Origin of the sequence: Martelella mangrovi (genome assembly GCF_040545495.1) — a bacterium.
GTDB classification, from domain to species: domain Bacteria; phylum Pseudomonadota; class Alphaproteobacteria; order Rhizobiales; family Rhizobiaceae; genus Martelella; species Martelella mangrovi.
In genome coordinates, this window is the sequence record NZ_JBEPLY010000020.1 from 1 (window position 1) to 21,914 (window position 21,914).

Sequence of the window (21,914 nt, forward strand, 5' to 3'; positions counted from 1 at the left end):
GTTGCCTCAAAAATATAACGCGGGGTGGAGCAGCCCGGTAGCTCGTCAGGCTCATAACCTGAAGGCCGCAGGTTCAAATCCTGCCCCCGCAACCAAAACTGTTTTATCAACTATATCAAAGGTTTCACTCTCAACGGGTGAAGCCTTTTTGTCGTTTGTTGCCGAATGACCCATTGCGAGATGCAGCAGCCCCGCAATCGCACCATAGAGGTCGATATCGAGACCGGCGCCGTCTGCCGATGGTGTCAGGACAATCTTCTCGATCAGATCGCGAAGCGCTTCCTTCGAGCCGAGCATCCGATCAGCTTCGCTCAAGCCAGCGATGAGCGTTGTAACCTGCTCGCGATAGCGTGCCGCCATCGACGGGTGGAACAGGACCGGCTCCGGCGCCTCGATGGATGCGAGCTCGTATTCAAGGGCCTTGCGGCGGCGATCGAGGTCGTTCATGCGGTCCTTGATCTGATCGGCTGGCACGCCCGCGACAATCGCATCAACCAGTTTGGCGTGGTCGTTCTTGACCCTGGCCAGCTCTGCTTCCTTGGTTTTGCGATCTGATGCCGCTGAATTGGCAAGCCGGTTCCGTTCCGCGGTATATTCTTCGCAGAAAATCCTGACAGCTTCCGGCTCCATCAGATTGTTGGTGAGCGCTTCAAGAACACGGTCCTCGAGATCTCGCTGCTTTATGGTGAGCATGTTGGTACAGACGGCGTTGCCCTTGTTGCGCGCGGCGGAGCATCCGAAAGCATCTTTCTGTATTTTGGAAAAACCGCTGCCGCAGCAACCGCAACGCATCAGACCGGAAAACAACGTGCGAGGACGACGCCGGTCCCAGACGGCAGTCCCTGTTCCCTTCGATTTGAGCGCGCCTTGCCGGGCTTTGGCTGCCTCCCAGACGCCCTGATCGACGATGCGGAGATCGGGGACTTCGGTGATGGTCAGATCCTCTTGTCTGTTTGGACGCGACACTCTCTTTCCCGTCTCGGGATCCTTGATATAGGTGAGGCGGTTCCAGACAAGCCTACCGATATAGAGTTCATTGTTGAGAACGCCGGTGCCTCGTTCCCGGTTTCCATGGATTGTCGAGGCGCCCCAGTGCTTTCCGCGGGGTGCTGGAACCTGTTCGCGATTCAGCGCTTCGGCAATCTTCTTCGGCGAGATGCCATTCGCATAGTCGCGGAAAATACGTCGGACAATGGCCGCTTCGCTCTGATTGATCGCGCGTTCTCCATGAACGGGCTCGCCCGTCTGATCGCGTTTGGCAACAACATCATATCCATAGGTCTTGCCGCCGGCGGATTTGCCCGCCGATGCACGGCCGCGAAGCCCTTCGCGTGTCTTTTTGCCAAGATCCTTGAGATAGAGCGCATTCATCGTGCCTTTTAAGCCGATATGCATCTCATCGATGCTGCCTTCCGAGATCGTCTCGATCATCACCCCGGCAAATTGAAGTTTTTGATATAGGCTTGCGATGTCGGCCTGATTGCGTGACAGACGATCGAGGGCGTGCGTGATCACGACATCGAACTGCCGCGACTGGGAATCGCGCATCAGCTTCTGGATTCCGCTGCGCATCAGGCTCGCGCCGGACGTTGCGCGGTCGGAATATGTCTCGACTACATCGAGACCCTGACGCGTTGCATAGTCATGGCACGCGCGAATCTGGTCATCAATCGAGGCGTCCCGCTGAAGGTCGGTCGAGTAACGGGCGTATATGACAGCGCGGATGGGACTGGACATCGCTGGTCTCCGGATAGCCTCTCACCCCGGATCGCGATCATGGTCCTTGCGTGCCTGATCACGAGCGAGAGCGCGGATGAAATTGTAGAAGTCTTCTTTATGGTCTGAAGGAGCAGTCGCATTGTCAACACGCAAAGCACGGGTGGCACCCGCTGCCTTGTTCCTGATTTTGGCATGCCTCGTCCGTTCTCGCGCCATAGGCCCCGAGTGCTCCAGTCCGGTGGAGGCCTTGCCTCCGCTGTGGTTGATGGGAGCACTTTACCCGGTGTGCGAAAATGTTATCCAGTCCAAATAACACGCAAAAATGCGTAAAATGTTGATAACTAAGAGAAATCTTATGAAAGATTTCCCTTATAACGCGAACGCATGTCGTTTGCGTTGAAACGCCTTCACGCTTTATCGACTGCGGCCAGATCTTTCTGCCATCGGTCGAGAGCCCGACCTTGAAGCCCCAGATGTCCACTGACGCCATTCTTCCCTCCTGATTTCATAGGTAGGGAGAAATTACCATCTGGCGATTTGGCTTCGATAGCCCAATTCTCAGGGGCTCGATGCAACGCTTACGGACTAAAAACTAGGCCTGCCCAAGTCTTCCGCAGGCGTCTTTTCGGTCAAGATACGGGAGGGACCTGCTGAGCTGGCACCCGTTCTTCTGATCAGCTTCAGAAACCGTGCGAAAAATTTTCTTTCAGGAGTTGTCCGGAGGTCTGGATTCAGGAATTTCTTGAGTTTTTCGGTGATATTCGGATTCGAGATTTGGAAGCCCCTTGGGGAGAAAAATATCTCGCCCCGTTCCGCTGCAAACAGCGTCTCCTCCATAGCAACCTCAAGCTTATCAAATGCTGAGACCCTGCCGGTTAAGTTCTTCTCTCGCCGCACGATTTCCTCTTCACGAAGCAAAAGCCGCGCTTCCCGTGCTTCAAGGTTCTTTACGAACGTCTTGGTCTTGTCCGCGATGTTTTGAGCCTCTGCCGCCGTTTCTCGCCGCATGTGTTTGACGTTCTTGATATCCTTTGCAAGTTTCGCGGCTTGTCGCTTGCGGGTGGCATGTTCGACGGTCGAAAGTCTCTCTTTGCGCGGCCCGTCGCGCAATAGTCCGCAGGGCTTTCCAACAGCATCGTGATAGTGGTCCTGAAGAGCACGCATAGCATCGTCGTAAGCCTTCATTTCTGGTACGTGCGTGCGGTGCTTTCTCGCTTCGCGAAGATGGGCACTATTTTCTTGGTGCCACAGCCGGAGCCGTTTCTGGTTTTCCTGATGGATTCGAGTGCAGGCTTGCTCCCATTCAAAGATGGCAGTCTCGTACTTCCGTTGATTTCGGACTCGCGTTTGCTGTTTTCTGGCCAGCTTTGGTTTTCGTGGTCTGCGCGAGCGCGGCAGAAGCTCTGGCTTTGGAAGCGGTGGGATCGCCGAGGAAGTGCCGTGTGCTGCGCGATACCTGGATGCTGCATTCTTGCCGCAATGCAGGCTGGCCGCATTGAGCTTCGGGTCGCCTGCATTGATGGCCAAGATGTGTGCGTGGACATACTCTTCGTCACGGTGCAGGACTGCGCTCCATTCGATACCAGACGGCATACGGTTTTCGAAGTCCTTAAGCAATAGTGTAAGCCATTGGTTAATTATAACCCGATTTTGCTCGTAGTTTTCCTGGAGCACCGAGCACTTCATAGGGTGAGAGTGAATTTCCGTATAGAGAGTTTGAGCATCCTTCCTCAGGCGGCGCTCATACGTTTTCCGTGTCTTGGACACAACCTCTTCGCGGATTGACAGGAGTAGTTCGCTCCGTCTCCGAGCGAGTTCCTCCACTGTGTGTGTACCACCCACGCAATGTGCTGGAAGCGGGTTGTCGACGTGCAGCGAGTAATCCGGCAGACGCATCGCCTCGCCGAACACCTGTTGTGCAGTGTTTACGTGGTTTTCGTTCTGCCCCACGCTTCGAGCGCTGTCACCGTATGTCTGTATATGAATAAACTGGTAGCTCATGCTGCACCTGACCTGTATTCCTATCCTCTGAACAGAATACGGGCCGGTTGTGAAAATCGAAAACGGGATGACTGACTTTTTGGTCGACGTAAAACTATCTACATTGACAGACTGTCGATAGTTTTTCGGGAGACATTTTCCGGGAGAATTTGAGAGGTATGTTCGGTGACTGGGGCCAGCCCTATATTCCCTTCAAGGTGGAGCAGGGACCCGGAACGGCCGTTTTGTCGCCCCGAAAGCGGGATGCGGGCGCGCGGCAGAAATGTCTTCTTTCTTTCCAGTCACCGAAGTGATCGATTGGCAGTCAGACGTGCCGCCAGTCGATCATAACGCCTCGGTGCGCTCGACGCCCAACGCACACGCCGTTCATTTTGGCGACCTCTGTCAGTGAAGAGCAATGTTATTTTGTAATACTGCGGAATCCGTCTCCATCGCCAATGCCATCTGATTTACTGATGAACCCACCGTTGTTCAGTTCGCGCTGACCGCGCAAGGTGGTTCCTTCCCCGCGCTCTGGCTCGACACGACCCAGAAGGTCTTCGAGCTGACGACCACTGAGTTCTCGCTTGCTTACCAAGACTTTGGCCATATCCTCCAGTAGTCTTCGATTGCGTTCGAGGATCTTTTCGGCGGTCATCTGCGCATCTTCCAACCGGCGCCTTACGCGCTGCATCTGATAGTCGTCGTGGAGCATGAGGGTGGCAGTTTCACTGCGCCAGACCGGACCGGCCGCACCAAGCCCGGTGCTGGTATCGATCTTCAAAGCCAGATTTGTCGCGATCGCGAGGTCTGAACCCGAGGGGCCGCCTGAGCCGGCGGACACATCTGCGAGCATGAGTTGCTCGGCGGCGCGCCCCGCCAGGAGAAATGTCATCTCCGCCTGGATATCTGACAGCAAGCCCTCATTCTTCTGAATCAACTTGTAGGTCTCGCCGCCTTGGGGTGTAATAGCGATGCGAGAAACCTCTCCAAGCTGCAGAGCCACCGCGACGATGGCATGTCCCACCTCATGGAGAGCGACACGTTGATCAAGTGCTGGAAATGTCTTTGTGCTGATATTCAGAGTGGCTCTGACATCATTCAGAGTGAATGTACGCCCGGCACCTCGTGCTGTGGATCGCGCCTGCCTGATAGCCGCATCGATCTCAGCGGCCGTTAGGCCGACAGCCTGACGTGCGAGCGGTTCAAGTTGATCTTCACTGCCAGCATCAGGTACAGCGCGCTTGAGCATGCCGATAAGTTCGGCAATGCCGGGACGCGGGACTTCCAGTTTGAGGTCGAACCGGCCAGCTCTAAGGATCGCCGGATCAAGCGCGGAGGGGTCGTTGCAGGCGCCGACCAACAACACGCCCTCATGCCGCATGATCAGGTCGATTTGCTCGAGAACGCCGTTGATTACCTGCCTTCTGTAGCTCCTTCCGTGATCGTCAGTGTCGAAACGGGACCCCGCGGAGTCGACTTCGTCGATGAAGAGAACTGCCGGTGATTTGCTTCTCGCTTCAGCAAAAGTTTGCTGCATGGCGGCCAGGAAGTGGCCAAGGTGTCCAGCCGCTTGCCATTCTGCGAGGCTGCTTTGAATGAACGAAACGCCGGCGCTATTGCCCATGGCTCTCGCAAGATGGCTCTTCCCGGTGCCTGGAGGGCCGTAAAGCAGAACGGATCGAGTCATATCATCCCAACTGCACTTGCCGTCTCGCCAAAGCATCAGGTCAGCGACCATGGATCTGGCGGCCATCAGGGCAGGGGACGAACCACTGAATTCCTCCAGTGTTGGGCTTTTTGATTTTCGAGGTTCGGTTCTCGATTTCAACGCTGCGGCCACGCCCCTTGCTGTCGGGTTTCGCAGAGCAACCGCGATCGACCTGAATGGCAGGGATGCCATCTCCTTGTCGTCGGGAAGCTGCGCTTCGACTTCGCCCATGTCGTCATTCTGGATGCCGTGACTTTCCCTGAGATGGATCGCCATTCCCTCACGAAAAAGCGGCGAAACAGCGATGGGGGCAGGTAGAAGCTCAAGCAGGTCGCCGGGCAGTGTCAATGCAGTCGGCAAGATGATTAGGCAAGGTGTCTGTTGCTCCAGAGCCGCGTAGATGTTGCTGGTGAACTGACGGAAATTGAAGTCTGAAATCTTGCCGTCTTCATTCTTTGGAAAAAGGAGGATGAGTTCGTAATTAAACCCGGTGAAATGAGACGGTTCGATTGTCACTGGGCAGTTGGACGGGATCAGCGTCACCGCAATCAACCGGTAAAGAGTGTCGATATCAATAGGATCCGTGCACGTTAGGACCGCCAACTTGCCCTGGCCAAGGCACTTCTGGTCAAAAGAAGCGTCATCCCCAAATGTCTGGGCAAGCCGGATTGCAAGTGACAGTGCGCGCGATGGGAGCGCATGATTGCTCGGTGCTTCGTCGTCGACAAATAGATCATCGGCGTGGTCTTCGCCATCGAAGTGTAGTGGGGCAAATGCCTTTTCCTCGATGGCGTTCAACGCGGCGATGAACGAAGGGGATTTCGCCTCCTCCTTTTGCCGTCCACCTCGGAGTGGTCCGGGATATTTGCCTTCAAAGAGTTTCAGGTCCGGATTCTTTTTGAGGCGCTCGATGAGCGTTGCGGCATAGAGCTGCCAGTCTGTGTTCTTTGTTGATGGAAACATGGAAATCTCCTTTTTAAAGGGGGAGTGCTTCAGCTAAACGGTGTGCGCCCGACGATGATGCGCGGTTATCGTGCACATGACGGGCGGCTTCGGACACGGTCCGTTTCGGGGTGACGGTTTTTCCGTTTCGTTGTCTCGGACCCGGAACAAGGCCTTGAGCTTTTCATTCCGGGTTCTGCGCTGACCCGGAATTTCAGTCATTCCGGAACGGATGCCTCACGGCTTCTTCTTGGTCCCGGTTTCTGTGATCTTCCGGATCCGCGTGGATGCTGATCGGGAACGCAAGCTTTTCCGCGTTGGCCTTGAGGAGGCCGGAACGCATTCGTGTCCTATTCTGACTTCCCGGAAGGTCCGGATGAACGGTTTCGTTCGATTTCCGTTTTCAGCAGACGTTGGATTTCAGTCAGGATGCGCGGACGATAGATCTCGCTCACGACGTTGACCCATCCGGAAAGCTCGCTTGCCGGTACCACCCAATCCGGAAAGCGCTGCTTCAGTTTGCCGTGCAGGGCCTTTTCCGTTTTCTGGGCGATATGGCCGGTCCGCATGGGAAACCGATACAGGAAACTGGCCTCAACGGAACCCGGAATGCCCAACTGATAGCGCAAGCGGCTTTCCGGATCGCGCGAATAGCCAAGTTTGATGAAGCTGCCCTTGTGTGGAACTTCGAAAGCGAGAACATAGATCTCGCTCGGTGCTGCGGACCAGCATGTGCCGCATTGCTCGCATCCGGCGCGACCGGTGATGATGTTGGCGATAGCGATCCTCTGGGTGTGACCGCAGCTATCATGTCTATATGAGCGGTAGTTCGGATTTGCGTCCGGATCTGGTCCAAGCAGTGTCCATCCCCGAGCGGCAGCATCCGAACTCAGTCTGGCTGCGTAGCAGGTCGGGCAGTGGAAGCCCGCTCTGCCGGCGGCCTTTCCCTCGCGCGCAAGTCGCTCGACCCGGCCGAATTGCAAGCGCGCGGCATGGCCGCATGGTAGTCGGTAATGTCCATATTTGTGGTGCATCTCGTCGCGCTCGAGCAGTGTGAAACCGCATTTGGCGGCATCCTGCAAACGGCGGGTCTCAAGGCAACCGCCGCAAATGGGTTGGGCTGTGCGCAGCACATAAGCTTTCTGGACCGTATCAGCGCCGCATTCTCGGCATCGAAGCACAACGTGGCTACGATCACGGACGCGGCCGACAATTGAAAAACCCTTGGCTGCAGCGATGTCCTGCCATTGCGGCGGAACCGGACCGGGATAGGTGTGCCGCCACTCGCTGTCCGGCACATGCCGTGATCGATGCGGGATGTGCAGGCGTCGCCGGGAGTGGCTGGACGATGAATTGCGTTTGCCATATGACTGGCGACCTTGTCTTTTTGACATGATTGTTCCTCCTGAACGCAGGATGAAAGGGGAGTGCACACCGGGCCGACCCGGTGCGATGCTTGATCTCTTGATGGAATAGTCGCGGTCGCCACTTCCAACCGGCAATGCTGGGTGGCCGGAAGGGCGCGACGGGATAAGCCCGGCACGCATGGCGGAAGCCGGAATGCGTGCCGCCAAAGGAAAGCGGTGTCAGGATCAGGAAAACCGACAGGCCTGTGCCGTCTATGAAGCGCGGCTATCCGGAAAACGTTGGTTCCGTATTCAGGGAAGGCTCGTTTCCGGCAGCATGGGCTTCCCGGAACAGCGCCAGTGTCTGCAGCGCCTCGACCAGGCACGTGCCTTGCTGCACGAGCCGGAATGCCCGGTGTCCCTCGGATGTCGTTGCGGTAAACTGCAGCAGGTCGGGCAGGCAGATCGCCTTGACGCGCGCAATTGCCGCTTCATTCGCGGTTTGCGCACTGATGAGCCCGGACAGGATCCCCGTGAAATGCAGCAACACGCCATCACCCTCGCAAAACTTCGGCAGAAGCTGCAGGGCGGCAACCGTATCGGTCAGCCGGTCCAGTGCGTTTTCCGCGTCATGCAGCCAGGCAGCGCACGCGGGATCAAAGACCCGGGCGACGCCGTCGATCTCGTGCTCGGTTTCAATGAAAACCTCAAGACGCAACAGCATGGCCGCAAAAAGCAGTGAAATCGGAGAGCTGGTGAGTGTTGATGGAGAGTATAAGTCTTCATCCGCCGCATGCGGCGTGATAGGAGCGTGAATAGCCATGATAACCTCTAGGCAGGTTTGAGTGGTCAGAGCGCTGGTCGAGGTTGCAGCCTTGCCAGCGCTCGTTTTTTATGCCATTACGCGACTCTGATGTCAACATCAAAAGGTGAAAAAGCGATGGCGCCTCCCAGAAAAGACAATATTCCCCTCACGCTTCGTGTTTCTCAGGAACTGCTGAAGGCGATTGACGACCGCCGTCGCGAGGAAGAGGACATACCGACCAGACCGGAAATGGTCCGCCGGATATTACAGGACTATTTTGACAGGGGCCGGTAGTGTCCCGCGACCACATTTATCGGCTTTTATATGTCGTTCGGGTTGTTCCAGCGGGTTGATGCTCATGCATCCTGCGTCAGAAACCCGAACAACGACAGGGCGGTATTCTCGTCAAGCGACGTCGCCAGCCGGACGATTCGGTTTCCGTGTCGCATGTTGATCCGGTAGTTGATCGATGCCCCCATGCGCGCGCCAAGCCCAATGATCCGGGAGGTCGTGTCGGCGGCCGTGACCATCGACAGTGCGGCGGTCATGCCGGCAGGCCCGCTCCCCGCCACGACAAAGCCCGGCACAATGCCGCCCGATGCGAATGTCTGCCCCTTCATGTGCGGATTGTCGATGAAGATCTCGCCGATCTCCCGGTAGGGATAGAGTTTGCCCTCCCGCTGCAATCCGGATGGCAGCAGACGGAATGCGAATCGCGCGCTTTTCAGTCTGTTGATCCCCCACAGCACCGCCACGTTGATGAGCACACCCAACGGATAGCCGGCGTTCTCCGGCAGGAATCCAAGCGGGCCGTTTACCAGATAGAAGGCGGTAGGCATTGCCAGGAACGACAGCGGGACGAACATCAGGATCATTCGCCCGATCGAAAGCCCGGCGCCCGTGCCGGTGATGAGAAGGCCCTCGCCTTGCTCCTCGATCTGGAAACCGCGATCGAACGTTGCCGCGTTTGTCATGGGAGACTCCTTGAAGATGCCGGCAGCGGACCGACCGAGTATGGAAATCGGAATGAAGTGAGAGGTCAAAGCCCGTGCCGGGCAAAGACCGGAGGGAGGCTGTCGGCATCGGCGCCATAGACATGCGGTGTGCCGTCCACCGAATGAGCGATCACCACCGATCCGTCGGATGCCTGCACCGCGACGGATGTGAATTCGCTGCTGCAGACATGCGCCCGGCATCCGCCATGGACATACCAGCCGTCCTTCTCTTCGAAACCGCCTGCGCTGACTGCCGATGCTCGCTGCAGCGCTTCGATATCGGCATTGCCGATGACAGCCTTGATTGCCGGGAGGAACCTGTCATCCTCAAAGATCTCGTAGGCCGTCAGACCTTCCATATCGCCGGGCAGGATGCGGTGGCCGGCAAGGTCGGCGGAAGCATGAGCCGGGACCGCTAAGTCCCGCGGCGCAAGCGTGAAGATCAGCGGCGTACGGTCCTCGGCGCCATCGACCGCATAAAGCGTGATCTCATGGTTGATGGTACCGCCCTGCCAGGGATCGGTCGGGCGGATATATTCCGGCGATCCTCCCATGTCATCGCCGAGGATGTAGCGCGCCGCGACTGCGTGTCCGGACGAGAAATGCTGCCCGCCCGTATCGCCCCGCAGCCATTCCGGATGATAGGCAATCTCGACATCCGAGCGCAGAAAGGCATCGACATTGTCGCCGAGCATCGCCTCGATGGCGGCGACATGATCTGCCCCGGGCAGGTCGACAACGCCTTCGGCGCGCGTCAGTTTCCATTCATCCTCGATCCTGTCGAAGATGAGAACTCCGCAGGCATCCGCGAGATGCGGTGTGCCGCAGTCAAGCCCTCTTCCTGTCGGATTGGTGTCGATCTCGCCGAGGGGCAGACGCGCCCGCGCCATGAAATCCTGATTGGCGAATATCCCGGCGACCATATCGCCATCATTGCCGAAGCCGACGCGGAATTGCGCAGCTTCATCCAAATCTTCTTCTTGGATCCGGCCTCCGACCATACGGAACCGGCCATCATCGTAGGCGCCGTTATCGCTCACCGCGAAACCGTAGCCGGCCGTCAATGCATCCCGGACAGCGCTCCAGTCCGATCCGATCGGCGGCAGGGATGCAGCGGCAAGAATGTCTGTCTGTGTTTTCTGGACCAGCGCCTCGACCGCCACGTCATCAAGCGCCGGCGTTCCCGGGGCATGAGCCATGCTGGCAATGATACCGCCATCGCCATCGACATAGTCGAACTGGTAGAGCGTGGCGAGCAGCCCGTTGGCATGTCCCGGATCGCGACGGAAGTCGCCCGCGCGCAGGATCGCCGAGTTCAGGGAAGATGACGCCTCCCGTTCCCTGATAGCGCGTCCTTCTTCCGGCGTTGCCGGCAGGATCGCGTAGTCGCTGCCGTTGGAGAACCGCAGTCCGCCCCCGACCCGCAGATAGGTGCCCGGTGCAAACAGGCTTACCGGAAATCCGCCGCGCGCCGCGTCATAATCCCCAAGCCTGACGGATGCCCGGATCACCACCTCCGTCTCGGGCCCGATCGGCGAATGCCGTGCCTCAAGCCGCGCCACCTGCTCGGCCAGCACCCCATCCCGGGAGAACTCATCCGCAGCCCTGTATTCCGGCGTCCGTTTCGCCAGCACCTCAAAATCCGGCCCGTCACCGGCAAACGACTGCGTCAGAGCCCGCCAGAAATCATCTTCGGGGAACTCGATGGTTTCTGCCTGCGCCGGCAAAGACAGAAACGCCAGCATGCCAGCGATAATGAGGGATGGAAGTCGCATGGAATGGGTCATGTCAGGATGCTCTGCTATCTGGGATCAAATTACATAAAGATGAGTATACTCCGTGGCTATATACTCATCAACCCATCGATGATCCGGATCATGGAAATCCGGAAAATCTTCGCGCAAAATCTAAAAGCAGCCCGTAAGGCCAAGGGTCTCTCCCAAGAGGAGCTTGCGCATCGGGCGGGCATCGACAGGACCTATGTCGGCGCCCTTGAACGATGCCGTTACGCCGTAAGCATCGATGTCGCGGATCGGCTTGCGGTGGTACTGGAAACTGAGGTGTGGAGGCTTTTGCGGCCGACGGACTGATCTCGGAGTTCAATCGGAGAACGCGCCCTAAGCGGTTCTGAACGTCCATGCGATGGTGGATGTCAGATATTGTTTCATGGATCCGGGAAGCCGGCAATCTGGTGGCTTCATCGCATCATAGGAAGACCACACTTATGGGATAAATCTTTGATAATACAACATTATCAATCATTTTATCAAAAAGACAAGCTGTGCGGTTTATGTCGAAAATTCTAGATTAAACCGCGCATATGATGTAGCCTTGCCTGCATGGATTCGCGCGCTGAAACACATGGATCAACCTTGACGGAACCCGCCCGGTTGCCGGGCTGGGCTTTGCCGCAAGCACTTGAAACGACGGAGGCGGATGCTGCCTTTTCCGCAGGTATCGCCTTGAAAATGCTGGATGATCTTGTGCGGTCCGATTCCGTTTGGGCCGGCTGCTGGCGCTCTCGTCAGGCGCTGAAATGTGCGGCAACGGCGCTGCGGCTGATGGGGCGCAGGGAGGATGAGCGAGGCCTGCGGGATGCCGTGTTGCTGCGGTCCGTTGACGATGACGCTGGGCCTGCCGGCCGCGTGTTTCTCGGCTATCGCAGAATGGCCATGCGTCGTCCCGCCCTGTCGGCGGACGCTATTGCTGTTCTTGCCGACCATTTCGGTCTGGCCGTTCCGGATGACCGGCTTGCCGTTATTGCAGGGCATGCGGATGCCGCACTGCAGTCGGGAAGACCCGCGCCGTTTGCCGCCGCCGCTTTGATCACGGCCATCTGCCACGATGCTGGCGAAGACGAACCATTGGCCTTTGCGCTGGCCGACATGCTGATGGCGGCGATGCTGGGCTGGAGCCGGCCCGTGCCGCTGCTTCTGGCCGAGCGCTATGCCAGTGCGTTTCGGGTCGGCGTGGGTAGGGGACGCGTGGGCAGCGGCGATGCCGGTTTTGACCGGGCCGTCTGCCTGGCTGTGGTGTCGGCGGCCGGACACGCCTTGTCTTCGGCGCGTGACATTTCCCGGCGGGCGGCAACGCTTCTGGCCGCGGCGCCAAAGATCAGGACCAAAGGTGCCGATGCCGTTTTTCGAAAACTGCTGGAGGAAGACGCCGTGTCCGCCTCCGGTACGGATCTGTCGCGCTGGGCCTCGGCGCGCCTGTTCGAGCGGCTGGAAGGGTTCGGCGCCGTGCGCGAACTCTCCGGGCGGTCTTCTTTCAGAATTTACGGGTTGTGACGATGACGGGTTCCGGTTCCACGCGCGGCAAACGACAGCCGAAAAAAGGCGAGGGCGGCGAAGGCCTGTTCGACCGGGAACTGGCGGATATGCCGCCGGCGCTGCGCTGGCGCGAATGGATGCTGAGGGTCGAAGCGGTGATCTTCGCTTCGTCCGAGCCGGTGACGCGTGATGTTCTGGCACGGGTCGTCGGCACGGACTGCAGCCTCGACCTGTTGATCGACGATCTGCGCGAGGAACTGCGTGACCGTCCTTATGAGCTGGTCGCGGTCGCCGGCGGCTGGCAGCATCGCACGCGGCCCCGTTTTTCCGAGGCCATTCGCGCCTCGGCCGCGCCGACCCGCGCGCCCGCCGCAGCGCTCTCGGAATTCGAGTCCATGGTCCTGATGGCCATCGGCTATTTCCAGCCCGTCACCCGCAGCGCCCTGTCGGATATTTTCGGCCGCACGGTCAGCCGCGACACCATCGCGTCGCTGCGCAGCGCCGGCCTCATCGCCTCCGGTCCCCGCAGCCCGACCCCCGGCGCGCCCTATACGTATGTCACCACCAAGCAATTCCTCTCCGCCTTCGGCATGCAGACATTGCGCGACCTGCCCGATATCGAGGCGATGGAAGAAGCGGGGTTGCTGAGCCGTCAGGCTGTGCAGGAGGAGGCGATGGCGGCCGTGGTGGAGGGCGAGGAGGAATAGGGCTGCTGCCGCAGGGCTCTGGCGACGCCTTTATCCTTCAGAGTAACTGCCATTTCGAACCCGCCTTCAGTTGAAGGCAGCCTGAAACTGGGTCGCCATCAGCGAAACATGGGTTTCGAGTGGCGGCCGGAGCTCGAATGCGCGCGCATTCCGGGAAAAGTCGAACAGACGCACCAGGCTCCATTCATGGCGACGGGCCTCTGCGACCGCCAGCTCGTTTCGCGAGATATAGAAAGGCGTGCGCTCCCATCCATTCGTCGTTTTCACCTCGATCAGTCGTGGCAATCCATCGGGTGCGAAACTGGCAATATCATAGCCTGCGCCATCACCATCCTCCTGGGAGACCCAGCGGACCTTCGCCGCCAGATCTCTTCGACCCGAGGCCGCAAGATGGGCGCGTTCGTGATGGAAAACGCGCTCTTCGCCAGCTTTGCCAAGCGAGCGGTTTCGCTCATCCCTTCCCGCCACGTCAAATCTGCGCGCGATCGCCTCGATCTGTGACAGTTCGGCCGGAGGCGGTGCATTCTTCATCGTCGGCGGTACGCCGAAAAACAGGGGTGGGGCTTCCGCGAAACCCGAAGGCAATTCGGCCGCGCTTGCAGTCTCGAACGACGGGTTTCTGACAAGCCATCGCGAAACGGCCTCCGCCAGCGCCATCTGAAAATTGAAGCGGGGTTGGTAGCCGCCGATGTAGGGCAGCCCGAAGCCGATCAGCGTGGCCGAGATGTTGCTGTTCTTGAACTCAATCGAGCCTTTGGACCGGCCAAGAGACTGCTGCAGGCGTCGGTTGTTCATCGCCTTGTTATAGGCGCGACCGGCCAGCTCCTCCTGCAGCATGTCGAAGTAGACGGCGACGATCGCGTCGTTTTCTGGATCGGACCAATGCTCAGCGTTCATGACGTCAGGCTATGATGGCAAAATTGCTTTGTCACGGGAAACCCGTCAGCTGAGCATCTGCAGCCCATGCTTCTGTACCAGCGACAGGAGCTTGAGCGCCGGCCCGCTCGGGCGTTTGGCGCCGGTTTCCCATTTCTGCACCGTCGACGGGCTCGTGTTGAGATAACGCGCGAAGACCGGCTGGCTGACATGGTTGTGTTCGCGCAGAGCCTTGATCGCGTCAGGCGTCAGTTCTTGCGGGACTACAAGGCAGTCCTCATCGAAGATCCGCATTGTTTCCTTGTCGATGGTCCCGGCTGCTGCCATGCCTTCGACTACACTGTGGATCGCCTTGAAGGCATCGCTCTTGAACCTGCGCTTAGTCGCCATGATCTATCTCCAGCAGGGCGCCGATCCCGAGTTCCGCCTCGAGGTCGGCAATCGTCTTTCGGCGGTAAAGCTCTGCGAGCTTCCGGAATGCCGCAAGCTCGTCGTCATTGATGTTTGCCCGGTCCCTCTTGGGGAAGAGATAGGCGAACACCCAGAACTCACCGGCCTTTGCCAGAACAATGGACCGATGCATGTTTTCGTTGAGCCGCTTCTTGAAGACGCCACCACCGAGATCCACATTCGCGCGGGCTTGATCGGTCGTTTCAACGCCTTCGGTACCGCCGAGCGCCGAGTTTCTACGCGTGACTTTGCCTCAGCCGGGGACAGGGCCTTCATGTCCCCAAGGCGACGTCTCCATCGACGCCGGTCCGATGCCTAGGTTTGGATCAGTTCGCAGACCCATCGTTGCTTGTCTTTCGGCGGGTCGTCCATATTCCGGCAATTGTTGTAGATCGGGAATGTCCGGCGCTGCGCTTCGACATGCATCTTCTGGTTCCCGAACCGCAGCGCGACCGAGGCCCGTGTCTCGTCATGCATCTCAATGCTTTCGATCGTCACAGGCGTGTGGTTCGCGCTGGCCTTCAGGTGGTGGCGCACCGCCGCTTCGGCGGTCTGTTCCAGTTCCGTCAGGGCGGGGTTGCCGCTGTAGCAAGGCAGATAGATATGCCCGCGCTCGACGGTGGCCAGAAACTCCGGCACCATATCCGGTGCCAGCCTTCCGTATCGCTGGCGGTCAGGCATGACGATGACCGAAGGGGCGAGATGGCAGCCGCCGATATGGGTGCATTGCAGGATGTCGATGCCGAATGCCGGAGCCGCGGCGCTCAGCGCCTTGAAGAGCGGGAAACCGTAGCGCGCGCAGCAGGCGTCGGTCTTGGCGTCGGTGCAGCACAGGATGGTGCGAGGGATCTTCTCTCCGTGCAGACCGGCTCCGCTGTGCCAGCGCTCGACAAGCTCCGTCGCATGGCGCTGGTCGCGCGCGATCACGCGGGTCGCATCGGGAAAGGAGATCAGTTCCAGAACGGCCCCATCCACCAGACCGACATAGCGACCCTCGCCCGAAGCGGCTTTCAGGGCGCTCCGCAGAGCGTCGTCCAACCCGACGGCGTCCAGACGCGGGCGCCGCCATTTGCCCTTGGGCCAGCGCAGGAACAGGTGCCGCTCGGCCAGAGCGGCCGTGCCGGCGAGCGGTTCACCGCAAGTGCGGGCGTGATCGGTGCAAAACGGGCGCATCAGGTCGGTCGATTGGAAATATCCTTGCGGTCTTCATGAATGCAAGTCCTGCCGAAGTCAACCTGACTAAATTTGTCACCTTTACAGGGCGAGGTCGATGGATGTACTCACGGGCCATGACATCCCCGTCCAGAACTGAGCGGTCTTCCATCATTTTGGGGTGTGCCCGATTGCTGCTTTGAGAAAGGATAAAGAATGCTCTTTTACACTGGTGTGTTGCGCGCCCTACTCGTGACGGCAGTCACGTCTGCGGCCATGGTCGGAGCTACGGCATTTGCCGGTCTTGCCCAGGCGCAGACCCATGTCATGACCCATGCGCGCGGCGAAACCGAAGTTCCCTCGACCCCGCAGCGGGTTGTGGTCCTGGAACCTGTCCAGCTCGATACCGCAATCGCCTTGGGCATCGTTCCCGTAGGCTCGCCGGTCGTCAATACGGCTGCGGGAATTCCGGCCTATCTGGGGGAGGCTGCCGCCGATATCGCTGTGGTCGGCACGTTCACCGAACTGAACCTCGAAGCGATTGCGGCGCTGCGCCCCGATCTGATCATCGGAACGGAACTGCGCTTCTCCGCCCTCTATGACCAGCTCAGCGCCATCGCCCCCACCGTCTTCATGGCCGCGCAGACCGATCCGTGGCGTGACAATGTCGATTTCACGGCGCGCGCCCTTGGCTCGACGACCGGTGCTGACGAGCTGCTTGCAACCTACGACGCCCGCTGCGCCGAGATCAAGGATCGCTACAGCGTCGAAGGCAAGACCGCCCAGTTCATCCGCCCGCGCGACACCGTGCTGAGCATCTATGCCCCCACCTCTTTCGCGGGCGCGACACTCGAGTGCGTGGGCTTCACCATTCCGGAGCGCGACTGGGACGATGCCATTTCGTCGGATATCTCGCCCGAGAATGTGCTGGGGGCCACCGCCGATTACGTCTTCGTCTCCTCCACACAGCCCGAGGATCCCAATGCCATTCCACCCTCGATACAGGCCAATGCGGAATCCTTCCCCAACCTCTTTGCCGTGCAAATGGGCTATTGGGTGTCGGGCGTTGGTTCGGTCGGCGGCATGGCCGTGCTCGACGATATAGAGAAGGCACTTGCTGCTGAGTAAGATGGTGACGGCGCAAGACAAATCGGGGGGCAAGCCGCCCGCTTCCTCCCGCTTTTGCCAGATGATGGTGGTCACACTGGTTTTGCTTGTCGTGATCCTGTCCCTGTCCATGCTGGTGGGGGCCAATCCCTTGCCGCCTCGGGCGATCTGGGAGTCACTGCACGGGAATGGCTCGACCGAGGCCGATTTCGTCCTGTGGACCCAGCGCATTCCGCGCAGCGTGGCGGGCATCATGGTGGGCGCCGCCCTTGGCGTGGCGGGCGCCTTGGTGCAGTCTTTCACGCGCAATCCTCTGGCCGATACCGGCCTTCTGGGGGTCAACGCAGGGGCGGCCTTCTTTGTGGCGATCGGCGTGGTGTTCTTCGCCATTTCCTCGCCCGCGGCATATGTCTGGTGGGCCTGCGCCGGCGCTTTCGCCCTGACCGCGATCGTCTATACCATCGGGGCGGGAGGCGGCCCTGCGGCGGGCCCCGTGCGCCTGACCATGGCGGGAGTGGCGTTGGGTGCCGTTCTGTCAGGACTGACCACGGGCATGACCTTGACCAATCCCGATGCGTTCGAGCGCATGCGCGGATGGAGCGCGGGCAGCCTGCTGGAACGCGATTTCACCGTTCTGGTCCCCATCGCGCCCTTCCTTTTGATCGGGCTGGGGCTGGCGGCCGTGATCGCGCCCAGACTGAACGCCCTCAGCCTTGGCACCGATGTGGCCCGCGCGCAGGGTGTAGATGTCGGGCGCACGCAGATCATGGTTCTGGCTTCAGTCACGCTTCTGGCGGGCAGCGCAACCGCGATTGCCGGACCGATGGTGTTTGTCGGGCTCGTCGTTCCCCATGTCGTGCGCTGGTGCGTCGGCGTGGACCAGCGGAAGATCCTGCTCGGGTCGGTACTGTTCGGGCCGTGCCTTCTGCTGCTGTCTGACATCATCGGACGGATTGCGGTCCTGCCCAGCGAGATGCCCGTCGGCGTCGTCACCGCCTTTGTCGGCGCGCCGGTCCTGATCGGCCTTGTGCGGCGGGCGAAGGCCACCGGATTATGAGCGGGCGTTTGCAACAGGGACCGTCTCCCGCAGTGCATGTGCTGGGCACCGCGCGCCATAATGTGCTGGTGGACCGCCGTGCCGGAGCTGTGGCGATCGGCGCCGCGCTCATCGCCTTGCTGTCTTTCCTTTTGGCGCTGGTTCTGGGGGATTTCCCGATCACATCTGCGGATCTACGCGATGTCCTGTCGGGACAGGCAGAGCCGCTGATCCGCACCGTCGTCCTTGAATGGCGGCTGCCGCGCGCGCTGGCAGCTCTTGTCTTCGGCGCGGCGCTGGCAGTGTCCGGGGCCATCTTCCAGACCATGACCCGCAACCCGCTGGCCAGCCCCGACATCATGGGCTTGGCCAACGGATCCTATACGGGAATGATCCTGGCGCTGTTGTTCTTGGGGCCGCAATGGCACCTGCTGACAGGGGGGGCGCTGTCGGGCGGACTCCTGGCAGCGGCAGTAATCTATCTTCTGGCCCTGCGCGACGGATTGCAGGGGTTCCGCTTCATCATCATCGGCATCGGCGTTTCGGCCATGCTGGCCTCGGCCAACACATGGCTGTTGTTGCGGGTCGATGTGGATGTGGCGCTGATGGCCACAGCCTGGGGGGCGGGAACCCTGAATGGCATGTCCTCTGCGGTCCTCTGGCCCACAGGGATCGTCATCCTGATCCTGATGTGTTGTGTGCCGGCACTCTCCGGTCCCTTGCGGCAATTGTCTCTGGGCGATGATGCGGCGGCCGCGTCGGGGGCGCATGTCAGGCGCGCGCGGATTGCGGCCATCGCCATCGCGGTGGGATTGGTCAGCGCTGTGACCGCCGTGGCCGGCCCCATCGCCTTCATCGCCCTTTCTGCCCCGCAAATCAGCCGCCGTCTGGCCCGAACCGCCGAGGTGCCGATGGTGGCCACGGCGCTTGTCGGCGCGGTGCTGCTTCTGGGCTCGGATATCGCGTCGCAACATGTGATCTCCGTGCCCATTCCCGTGGGGGTGGTCACGGTCGTTCTGGGCGGGATGTATCTGGTATGGCTGCTCATCAAGGAAGCGCGAAAAGTGTCATGACAAACCGAATGCCTGCGCCCCTGCAAAGCCTCTCGGCCACCTTGGCCTATGACGGACGTATCATTGCCGAGAACCTGTCTTTGGATGTGCCCGAGGGGTCCTTCACGACGATTATCGGACCCAATGCTTGCGGGAAATCCACCCTGCTGCGGGCGATGGCCGGTCTATTGTCCCCTTCGACGGGGCAGATAATCCTCGACGGCAAGGATATTGCGCGCATGGTCCCGCGTGACATCGCGCGGCGGCTAGGGCTTCTGCCGCAGACAGCGATCGCCCCCGAAGGCATCATCGTGTCCGAGCTGGTCGCCCGTGGCCGCTATGTCCACCAGCGCCTGCTGCGGCAATGGTCGACAGGTGATGCCCGCGCGGTGGCCGAGGCGATGGCCCTGACCAATGTCGGCGATCTGGCCGAACGGCGCGTCGAACACCTCTCTGGCGGACAGCGCCAAAGGGTCTGGATCGCGATGGTTCTCGCACAGGACACGCCGGTCATCCTGCTTGATGAACCGACCACCTATCTGGACATCACGCACCAGATCGAGGTGCTGAATCTGTTGCATGCCCTGAATGTGTCGGGGCGCACCGTGGTTGCGGTGTTGCACGACCTCAACCACGCGGCGCGCTATGCCAGCCATATCGTCGCGATGAAGGCAGGAAAGATAATTGCCGCAGGCGCACCCGACGACGTGATCACTGCGGAAACTGTCCATGAGGTCTTCGGCCTGCGCGCCGATGTCCTTCCCGATCCCGTGACGGGAAACCCTATGGTGGTGCCCCATGACATGCGCGGGAGATAGTCCCCTTGTTTCATGCGGCTCGGATTTCGCCAAACCGAGGTATGCGATGAGCACCTGTGAGCGGAATGATGTGCAATCCAAGGGTTTGATGGGCGCTGCCCTCCTCCCCTGAAATGCCCGCGGTTGCCTGCTCTTGTTCTGACCCCATAAACGATATGCACATTCTCCAACGCGGCCCGAAGAATTCCGATGCAAAGGTCGGAGCATTGTTCTGTGAGTATTGCAAGGGCTTCTTCCTGCTGTACCCTGTCGGCGGGAATGTATATCGTGACGTTCGGCATGGAGGTTGGCCTGCCTTTCCGGCAGCGGTGTTGCCATCCGGCGCTTCTGGGGCGAAGCGAAGACGCAGTATCCTTGAATGACCTTCCGCGCCTTCATCGGCGATAAAGCCCGGATGCCTGGCAAAGCTATGCGCAGGAAACCGGGATCGTACTCACCAATCCCGCAGTTGGTACCCGTTACGATCTTCATGCTATGCAGATCGAAGCCGCGCTGGCCGGTCTCGGCGTTGCCCTGGTGCCACGCCTCTATATCGAGACCGAGTTGGCCGAAGGCCGTCTCGTCGCGCCCTGGCCTGACGGCCGGTCGATCTCCAAGACCTTTTGCCTCGTCCTGCCAGAGCCGATCCGTTTGAGTGAGGGGCCGGTGCAGGTGTTCGCGAACTGGCTTCTTGCCGAAGCTCGATCATCCGATCCGATGACATAAAAACCTTACGTTTGCAGGTACCGTGTCGCGTCCTCGAGCTTTCATTCGATGACGGACCTTTTTCGGAAGGTGCTGGGGGGCAAGCCCACGCGCTGCGAAAATGCGCGCGTCAGGTGTGTGGAATCGCTATATCCGAGTAGATGGGCGATCTCGGTCACCGGCATGTCAGTGTTGACGAGCAGCGCCTTGGCCCGCTCTATCCGCACTTCGGTAACAAGCTGCCGATAGGTGCTGGATTCTGCCCGCAACCTGCGCTGCAGGGTTCTTGGTCCAAGACCAAGACGATATGCCACTGTATCGATTTGCGCTGCACCTACTAAAAGATCGATATGGATCGTCTCGCGCACGAGTGACGAAAACGTTCTGGGCGGACCTTTTGTCACCATGTATTTCAAATGATGGCGCCGGATTAGAGACGCGCTTGCATTCTGGCACTGCTGCGGCCGATCAAGAAGTGCCGGAGAGAAGGCGAACGACATGGCCGCACTGCCATGGCGGATCGGGACACGGAGCATTTTCGCAACTTCCTCGACGCGTTGATCATAGTCGACATCCAGTTCGATCCAGTCCGGCCTCCAGTCGTCGCCGGTATAAACCTGAAACGTCTTGAGCAAGGCGGGGATCGTGTGTTGCAGATGCTGCAGACGATCGGCAGGTCGCTTTCCAAAGATGCGATAGGAATAAAGCGTCTGCCCACCGTTGGTCGACAGCGCCAGCTCAGTGCCGGTCTGATGGTATTCTATTGCCTTAGAAGCACGCGCCAGACATGCGCGCAGTGTGGGGGCCGTGCGCGAATAGTCGACCCAGGTGCCATAGTCGTCGATCATTTCCTGTCCCGCCTTCAGTCCGAACAGCGGATCGCCGGTCATAGCGGCGGCGGCCTCGTAAAGCGCGATCAGGCTATTGAGCGGCAACATCCGGTCGGCTTCCCGCGCCACATCGACTGGCAGGCCCACTTCGGAAAAAACATGATCGGCCGCATAACGGCCTTCGCGTCTGTCGATCAGCGCGGGAAGCGGGCCGATACCCCGAACCGAGGTCATCGCGATTGAAGTTTCCAATCGAGGCATAACGGAACTCTGTCGTGAAATGGCAGGCTAATATTTTTTGATTCTAATAGACCTGAATGCGGGTGCGGCGGTCAAGGTTCCGCTTTTAGGGCGGAAAAGCCTGAAGCGGGACGATTGTGTGTGTGATCTCTGACGCGTGTTTGGCGGGGTTTGCCCGGGCTTTTCGACTGC

Annotated in this window: 20 protein-coding genes, 1 tRNA gene and 2 pseudogenes; 12 read left to right on the plus strand and 11 right to left on the minus strand. The window is 59.5% G+C overall.

The features are described from left to right. The first annotated feature begins 18 nt into the window (after window positions 1-18). Both ABID12_RS19910 and ABID12_RS19915 read left to right on the plus strand, forming a co-directional pair. Window positions 19-95, plus strand: a tRNA-Met gene (locus ABID12_RS19910). Between the two features lie 85 nt (window positions 96-180). Further along, window positions 181-555 (plus strand): hypothetical protein, encoded by a 375-nt coding sequence (locus ABID12_RS19915; protein ID WP_354435810.1) that lies wholly within the window; start codon window positions 181-183, stop codon window positions 553-555. Window positions 556-654: 99 nt separating this feature from the next. Here ABID12_RS19915 and ABID12_RS19920 read toward each other — a convergent pair. The 4 genes and pseudogenes from ABID12_RS19920 to ABID12_RS19935 all read right to left on the minus strand — a co-directional run. Further along, window positions 655-1,737, minus strand: a pseudogene (locus ABID12_RS19920) (recombinase family protein); the annotation flags it as partial. 567 nt (window positions 1,738-2,304) lie between these two features. Next, on the minus strand, window positions 2,305-3,720 hold the full coding sequence (locus ABID12_RS19925; protein ID WP_354435811.1) for a hypothetical protein: 1,416 nt from the start codon (window positions 3,718-3,720) through the stop codon (window positions 2,305-2,307). 400 nt (window positions 3,721-4,120) lie between these two features. Continuing rightward, the gene (locus ABID12_RS19930) at window positions 4,121-6,373 is read right to left on the minus strand and encodes an AAA family ATPase (protein WP_354435812.1); all 2,253 of its coding nucleotides are present in this window, start codon (window positions 6,371-6,373) and stop codon (window positions 4,121-4,123) included. A 329-nt stretch (window positions 6,374-6,702) separates the two neighbouring features. Then, entirely contained in the window at window positions 6,703-7,746 is a 1,044-nt protein-coding gene (locus ABID12_RS19935) for a GIY-YIG nuclease family protein (protein ID WP_354435813.1), read from the minus strand. 166 nt (window positions 7,747-7,912) lie between these two features. Between ABID12_RS19935 and ABID12_RS19940 the strand changes: the two genes are divergently transcribed. Then, complete coding sequence (locus tag ABID12_RS19940; protein WP_354435814.1) at window positions 7,913-8,440, plus strand: hypothetical protein; 528 nt, start codon at window positions 7,913-7,915, stop codon at window positions 8,438-8,440. A gap of 198 nt (window positions 8,441-8,638) precedes the next feature. Continuing rightward, on the plus strand, window positions 8,639-8,797 hold the full coding sequence (locus ABID12_RS19945; protein ID WP_144409676.1) for a ribbon-helix-helix protein, CopG family: 159 nt from the start codon (window positions 8,639-8,641) through the stop codon (window positions 8,795-8,797). Between the two features lie 62 nt (window positions 8,798-8,859). Here the strand turns inward: ABID12_RS19945 and ABID12_RS19950 are convergent, their stop codons facing one another. Together ABID12_RS19950 and ABID12_RS19955 are read right to left on the minus strand one after the other, a co-directional pair. Continuing rightward, window positions 8,860-9,477, minus strand: a complete 618-nt coding sequence (locus tag ABID12_RS19950; protein WP_354435815.1) for a hypothetical protein — start codon at window positions 9,475-9,477, stop codon at window positions 8,860-8,862. A gap of 65 nt (window positions 9,478-9,542) precedes the next feature. Continuing rightward, window positions 9,543-11,273: an Ivy family c-type lysozyme inhibitor gene (locus ABID12_RS19955; protein ID WP_354435816.1), complete on the minus strand. Its 1,731-nt coding sequence runs from the start codon at window positions 11,271-11,273 to the stop codon at window positions 9,543-9,545. A gap of 102 nt (window positions 11,274-11,375) precedes the next feature. On the opposite strand from ABID12_RS19955, the gene ABID12_RS19960 reads away from it, so the two are divergent. The 3 genes from ABID12_RS19960 to scpB all read left to right on the plus strand — a co-directional run bounded on the left by ABID12_RS19960 (window position 11,376) and on the right by scpB (window position 13,477). After that, a complete protein-coding gene (locus ABID12_RS19960; RefSeq protein ID WP_354435817.1) occupies window positions 11,376-11,588 on the plus strand; it encodes a helix-turn-helix domain-containing protein in 213 nt (70 codons plus the stop codon). Window positions 11,589-11,837: 249 nt separating this feature from the next. Beyond that, window positions 11,838-12,788 carry a DUF1403 family protein gene (locus tag ABID12_RS19965; protein ID WP_435528270.1) on the plus strand — a complete coding sequence of 317 codons (951 nt, stop codon included), beginning with the start codon at window positions 11,838-11,840 and terminating at the stop codon, window positions 12,786-12,788. A gap of 2 nt (window positions 12,789-12,790) precedes the next feature. Then, complete coding sequence (gene scpB / locus ABID12_RS19970; RefSeq protein WP_354435819.1) at window positions 12,791-13,477, plus strand: SMC-Scp complex subunit ScpB; 687 nt, start codon at window positions 12,791-12,793, stop codon at window positions 13,475-13,477. A gap of 66 nt (window positions 13,478-13,543) precedes the next feature. On the opposite strand, the gene ABID12_RS19975 is transcribed toward scpB, so the two are convergent. The 4 genes and pseudogenes from ABID12_RS19975 to ABID12_RS19990 all read right to left on the minus strand — a co-directional run bounded on the left by ABID12_RS19975 (window position 13,544) and on the right by ABID12_RS19990 (window position 15,976). Then, window positions 13,544-14,374: a protein NO VEIN domain-containing protein gene (locus tag ABID12_RS19975; RefSeq protein WP_354435820.1), complete on the minus strand. Its 831-nt coding sequence runs from the start codon at window positions 14,372-14,374 to the stop codon at window positions 13,544-13,546. A 45-nt stretch (window positions 14,375-14,419) separates the two neighbouring features. Beyond that, window positions 14,420-14,743: a helix-turn-helix domain-containing protein gene (locus tag ABID12_RS19980; RefSeq protein ID WP_354435821.1), complete on the minus strand. Its 324-nt coding sequence runs from the start codon at window positions 14,741-14,743 to the stop codon at window positions 14,420-14,422. Beyond that, window positions 14,733-15,005: pseudogene (locus ABID12_RS19985) on the minus strand (type II toxin-antitoxin system RelE/ParE family toxin); the annotation flags it as partial. The pseudogene ABID12_RS19985 and the gene ABID12_RS19980, both read right to left, overlap by 11 nt. 113 nt (window positions 15,006-15,118) lie before the next feature. Further along, a complete protein-coding gene (locus ABID12_RS19990) occupies window positions 15,119-15,976 on the minus strand; it encodes a sucrase ferredoxin (RefSeq protein ID WP_354435822.1) in 858 nt (285 codons plus the stop codon). Window positions 15,977-16,171: 195 nt separating this feature from the next. Here ABID12_RS19990 and ABID12_RS19995 point away from each other — a divergent pair, with 195 nt between their 5' ends. The 5 genes from ABID12_RS19995 to ABID12_RS20015 all read left to right on the plus strand — a co-directional run bounded on the left by ABID12_RS19995 (window position 16,172) and on the right by ABID12_RS20015 (window position 20,673). After that, window positions 16,172-17,083: an ABC transporter substrate-binding protein gene (locus tag ABID12_RS19995; protein ID WP_354435823.1), complete on the plus strand. Its 912-nt coding sequence runs from the start codon at window positions 16,172-16,174 to the stop codon at window positions 17,081-17,083. Beyond that, window positions 17,070-18,119, plus strand: a complete 1,050-nt coding sequence (locus tag ABID12_RS20000) for a FecCD family ABC transporter permease (protein ID WP_354435824.1) — start codon at window positions 17,070-17,072, stop codon at window positions 18,117-18,119. Before ABID12_RS19995 ends, ABID12_RS20000 begins: the two co-directional genes overlap by 14 nt. Further along, a complete protein-coding gene (locus ABID12_RS20005) occupies window positions 18,116-19,171 on the plus strand; it encodes a FecCD family ABC transporter permease (RefSeq protein ID WP_354435825.1) in 1,056 nt (351 codons plus the stop codon). The genes ABID12_RS20000 and ABID12_RS20005 overlap by 4 nt, the downstream gene beginning before the upstream one ends. A gap of 8 nt (window positions 19,172-19,179) precedes the next feature. After that, complete coding sequence (locus ABID12_RS20010) at window positions 19,180-19,968, plus strand: ABC transporter ATP-binding protein (RefSeq protein ID WP_354435826.1); 789 nt, start codon at window positions 19,180-19,182, stop codon at window positions 19,966-19,968. 426 nt (window positions 19,969-20,394) lie between these two features. Continuing rightward, the gene (locus ABID12_RS20015) at window positions 20,395-20,673 is read left to right on the plus strand and encodes a LysR substrate-binding domain-containing protein (protein ID WP_494337879.1); all 279 of its coding nucleotides are present in this window, start codon (window positions 20,395-20,397) and stop codon (window positions 20,671-20,673) included. A 41-nt stretch (window positions 20,674-20,714) separates the two neighbouring features. On the opposite strand, the gene ABID12_RS20020 is transcribed toward ABID12_RS20015, so the two are convergent. Then, entirely contained in the window at window positions 20,715-21,743 is a 1,029-nt protein-coding gene (locus ABID12_RS20020; protein ID WP_354435827.1) for an AraC family transcriptional regulator ligand-binding domain-containing protein, read from the minus strand. Window positions 21,744-21,914: the final 171 nt, after the last annotated feature.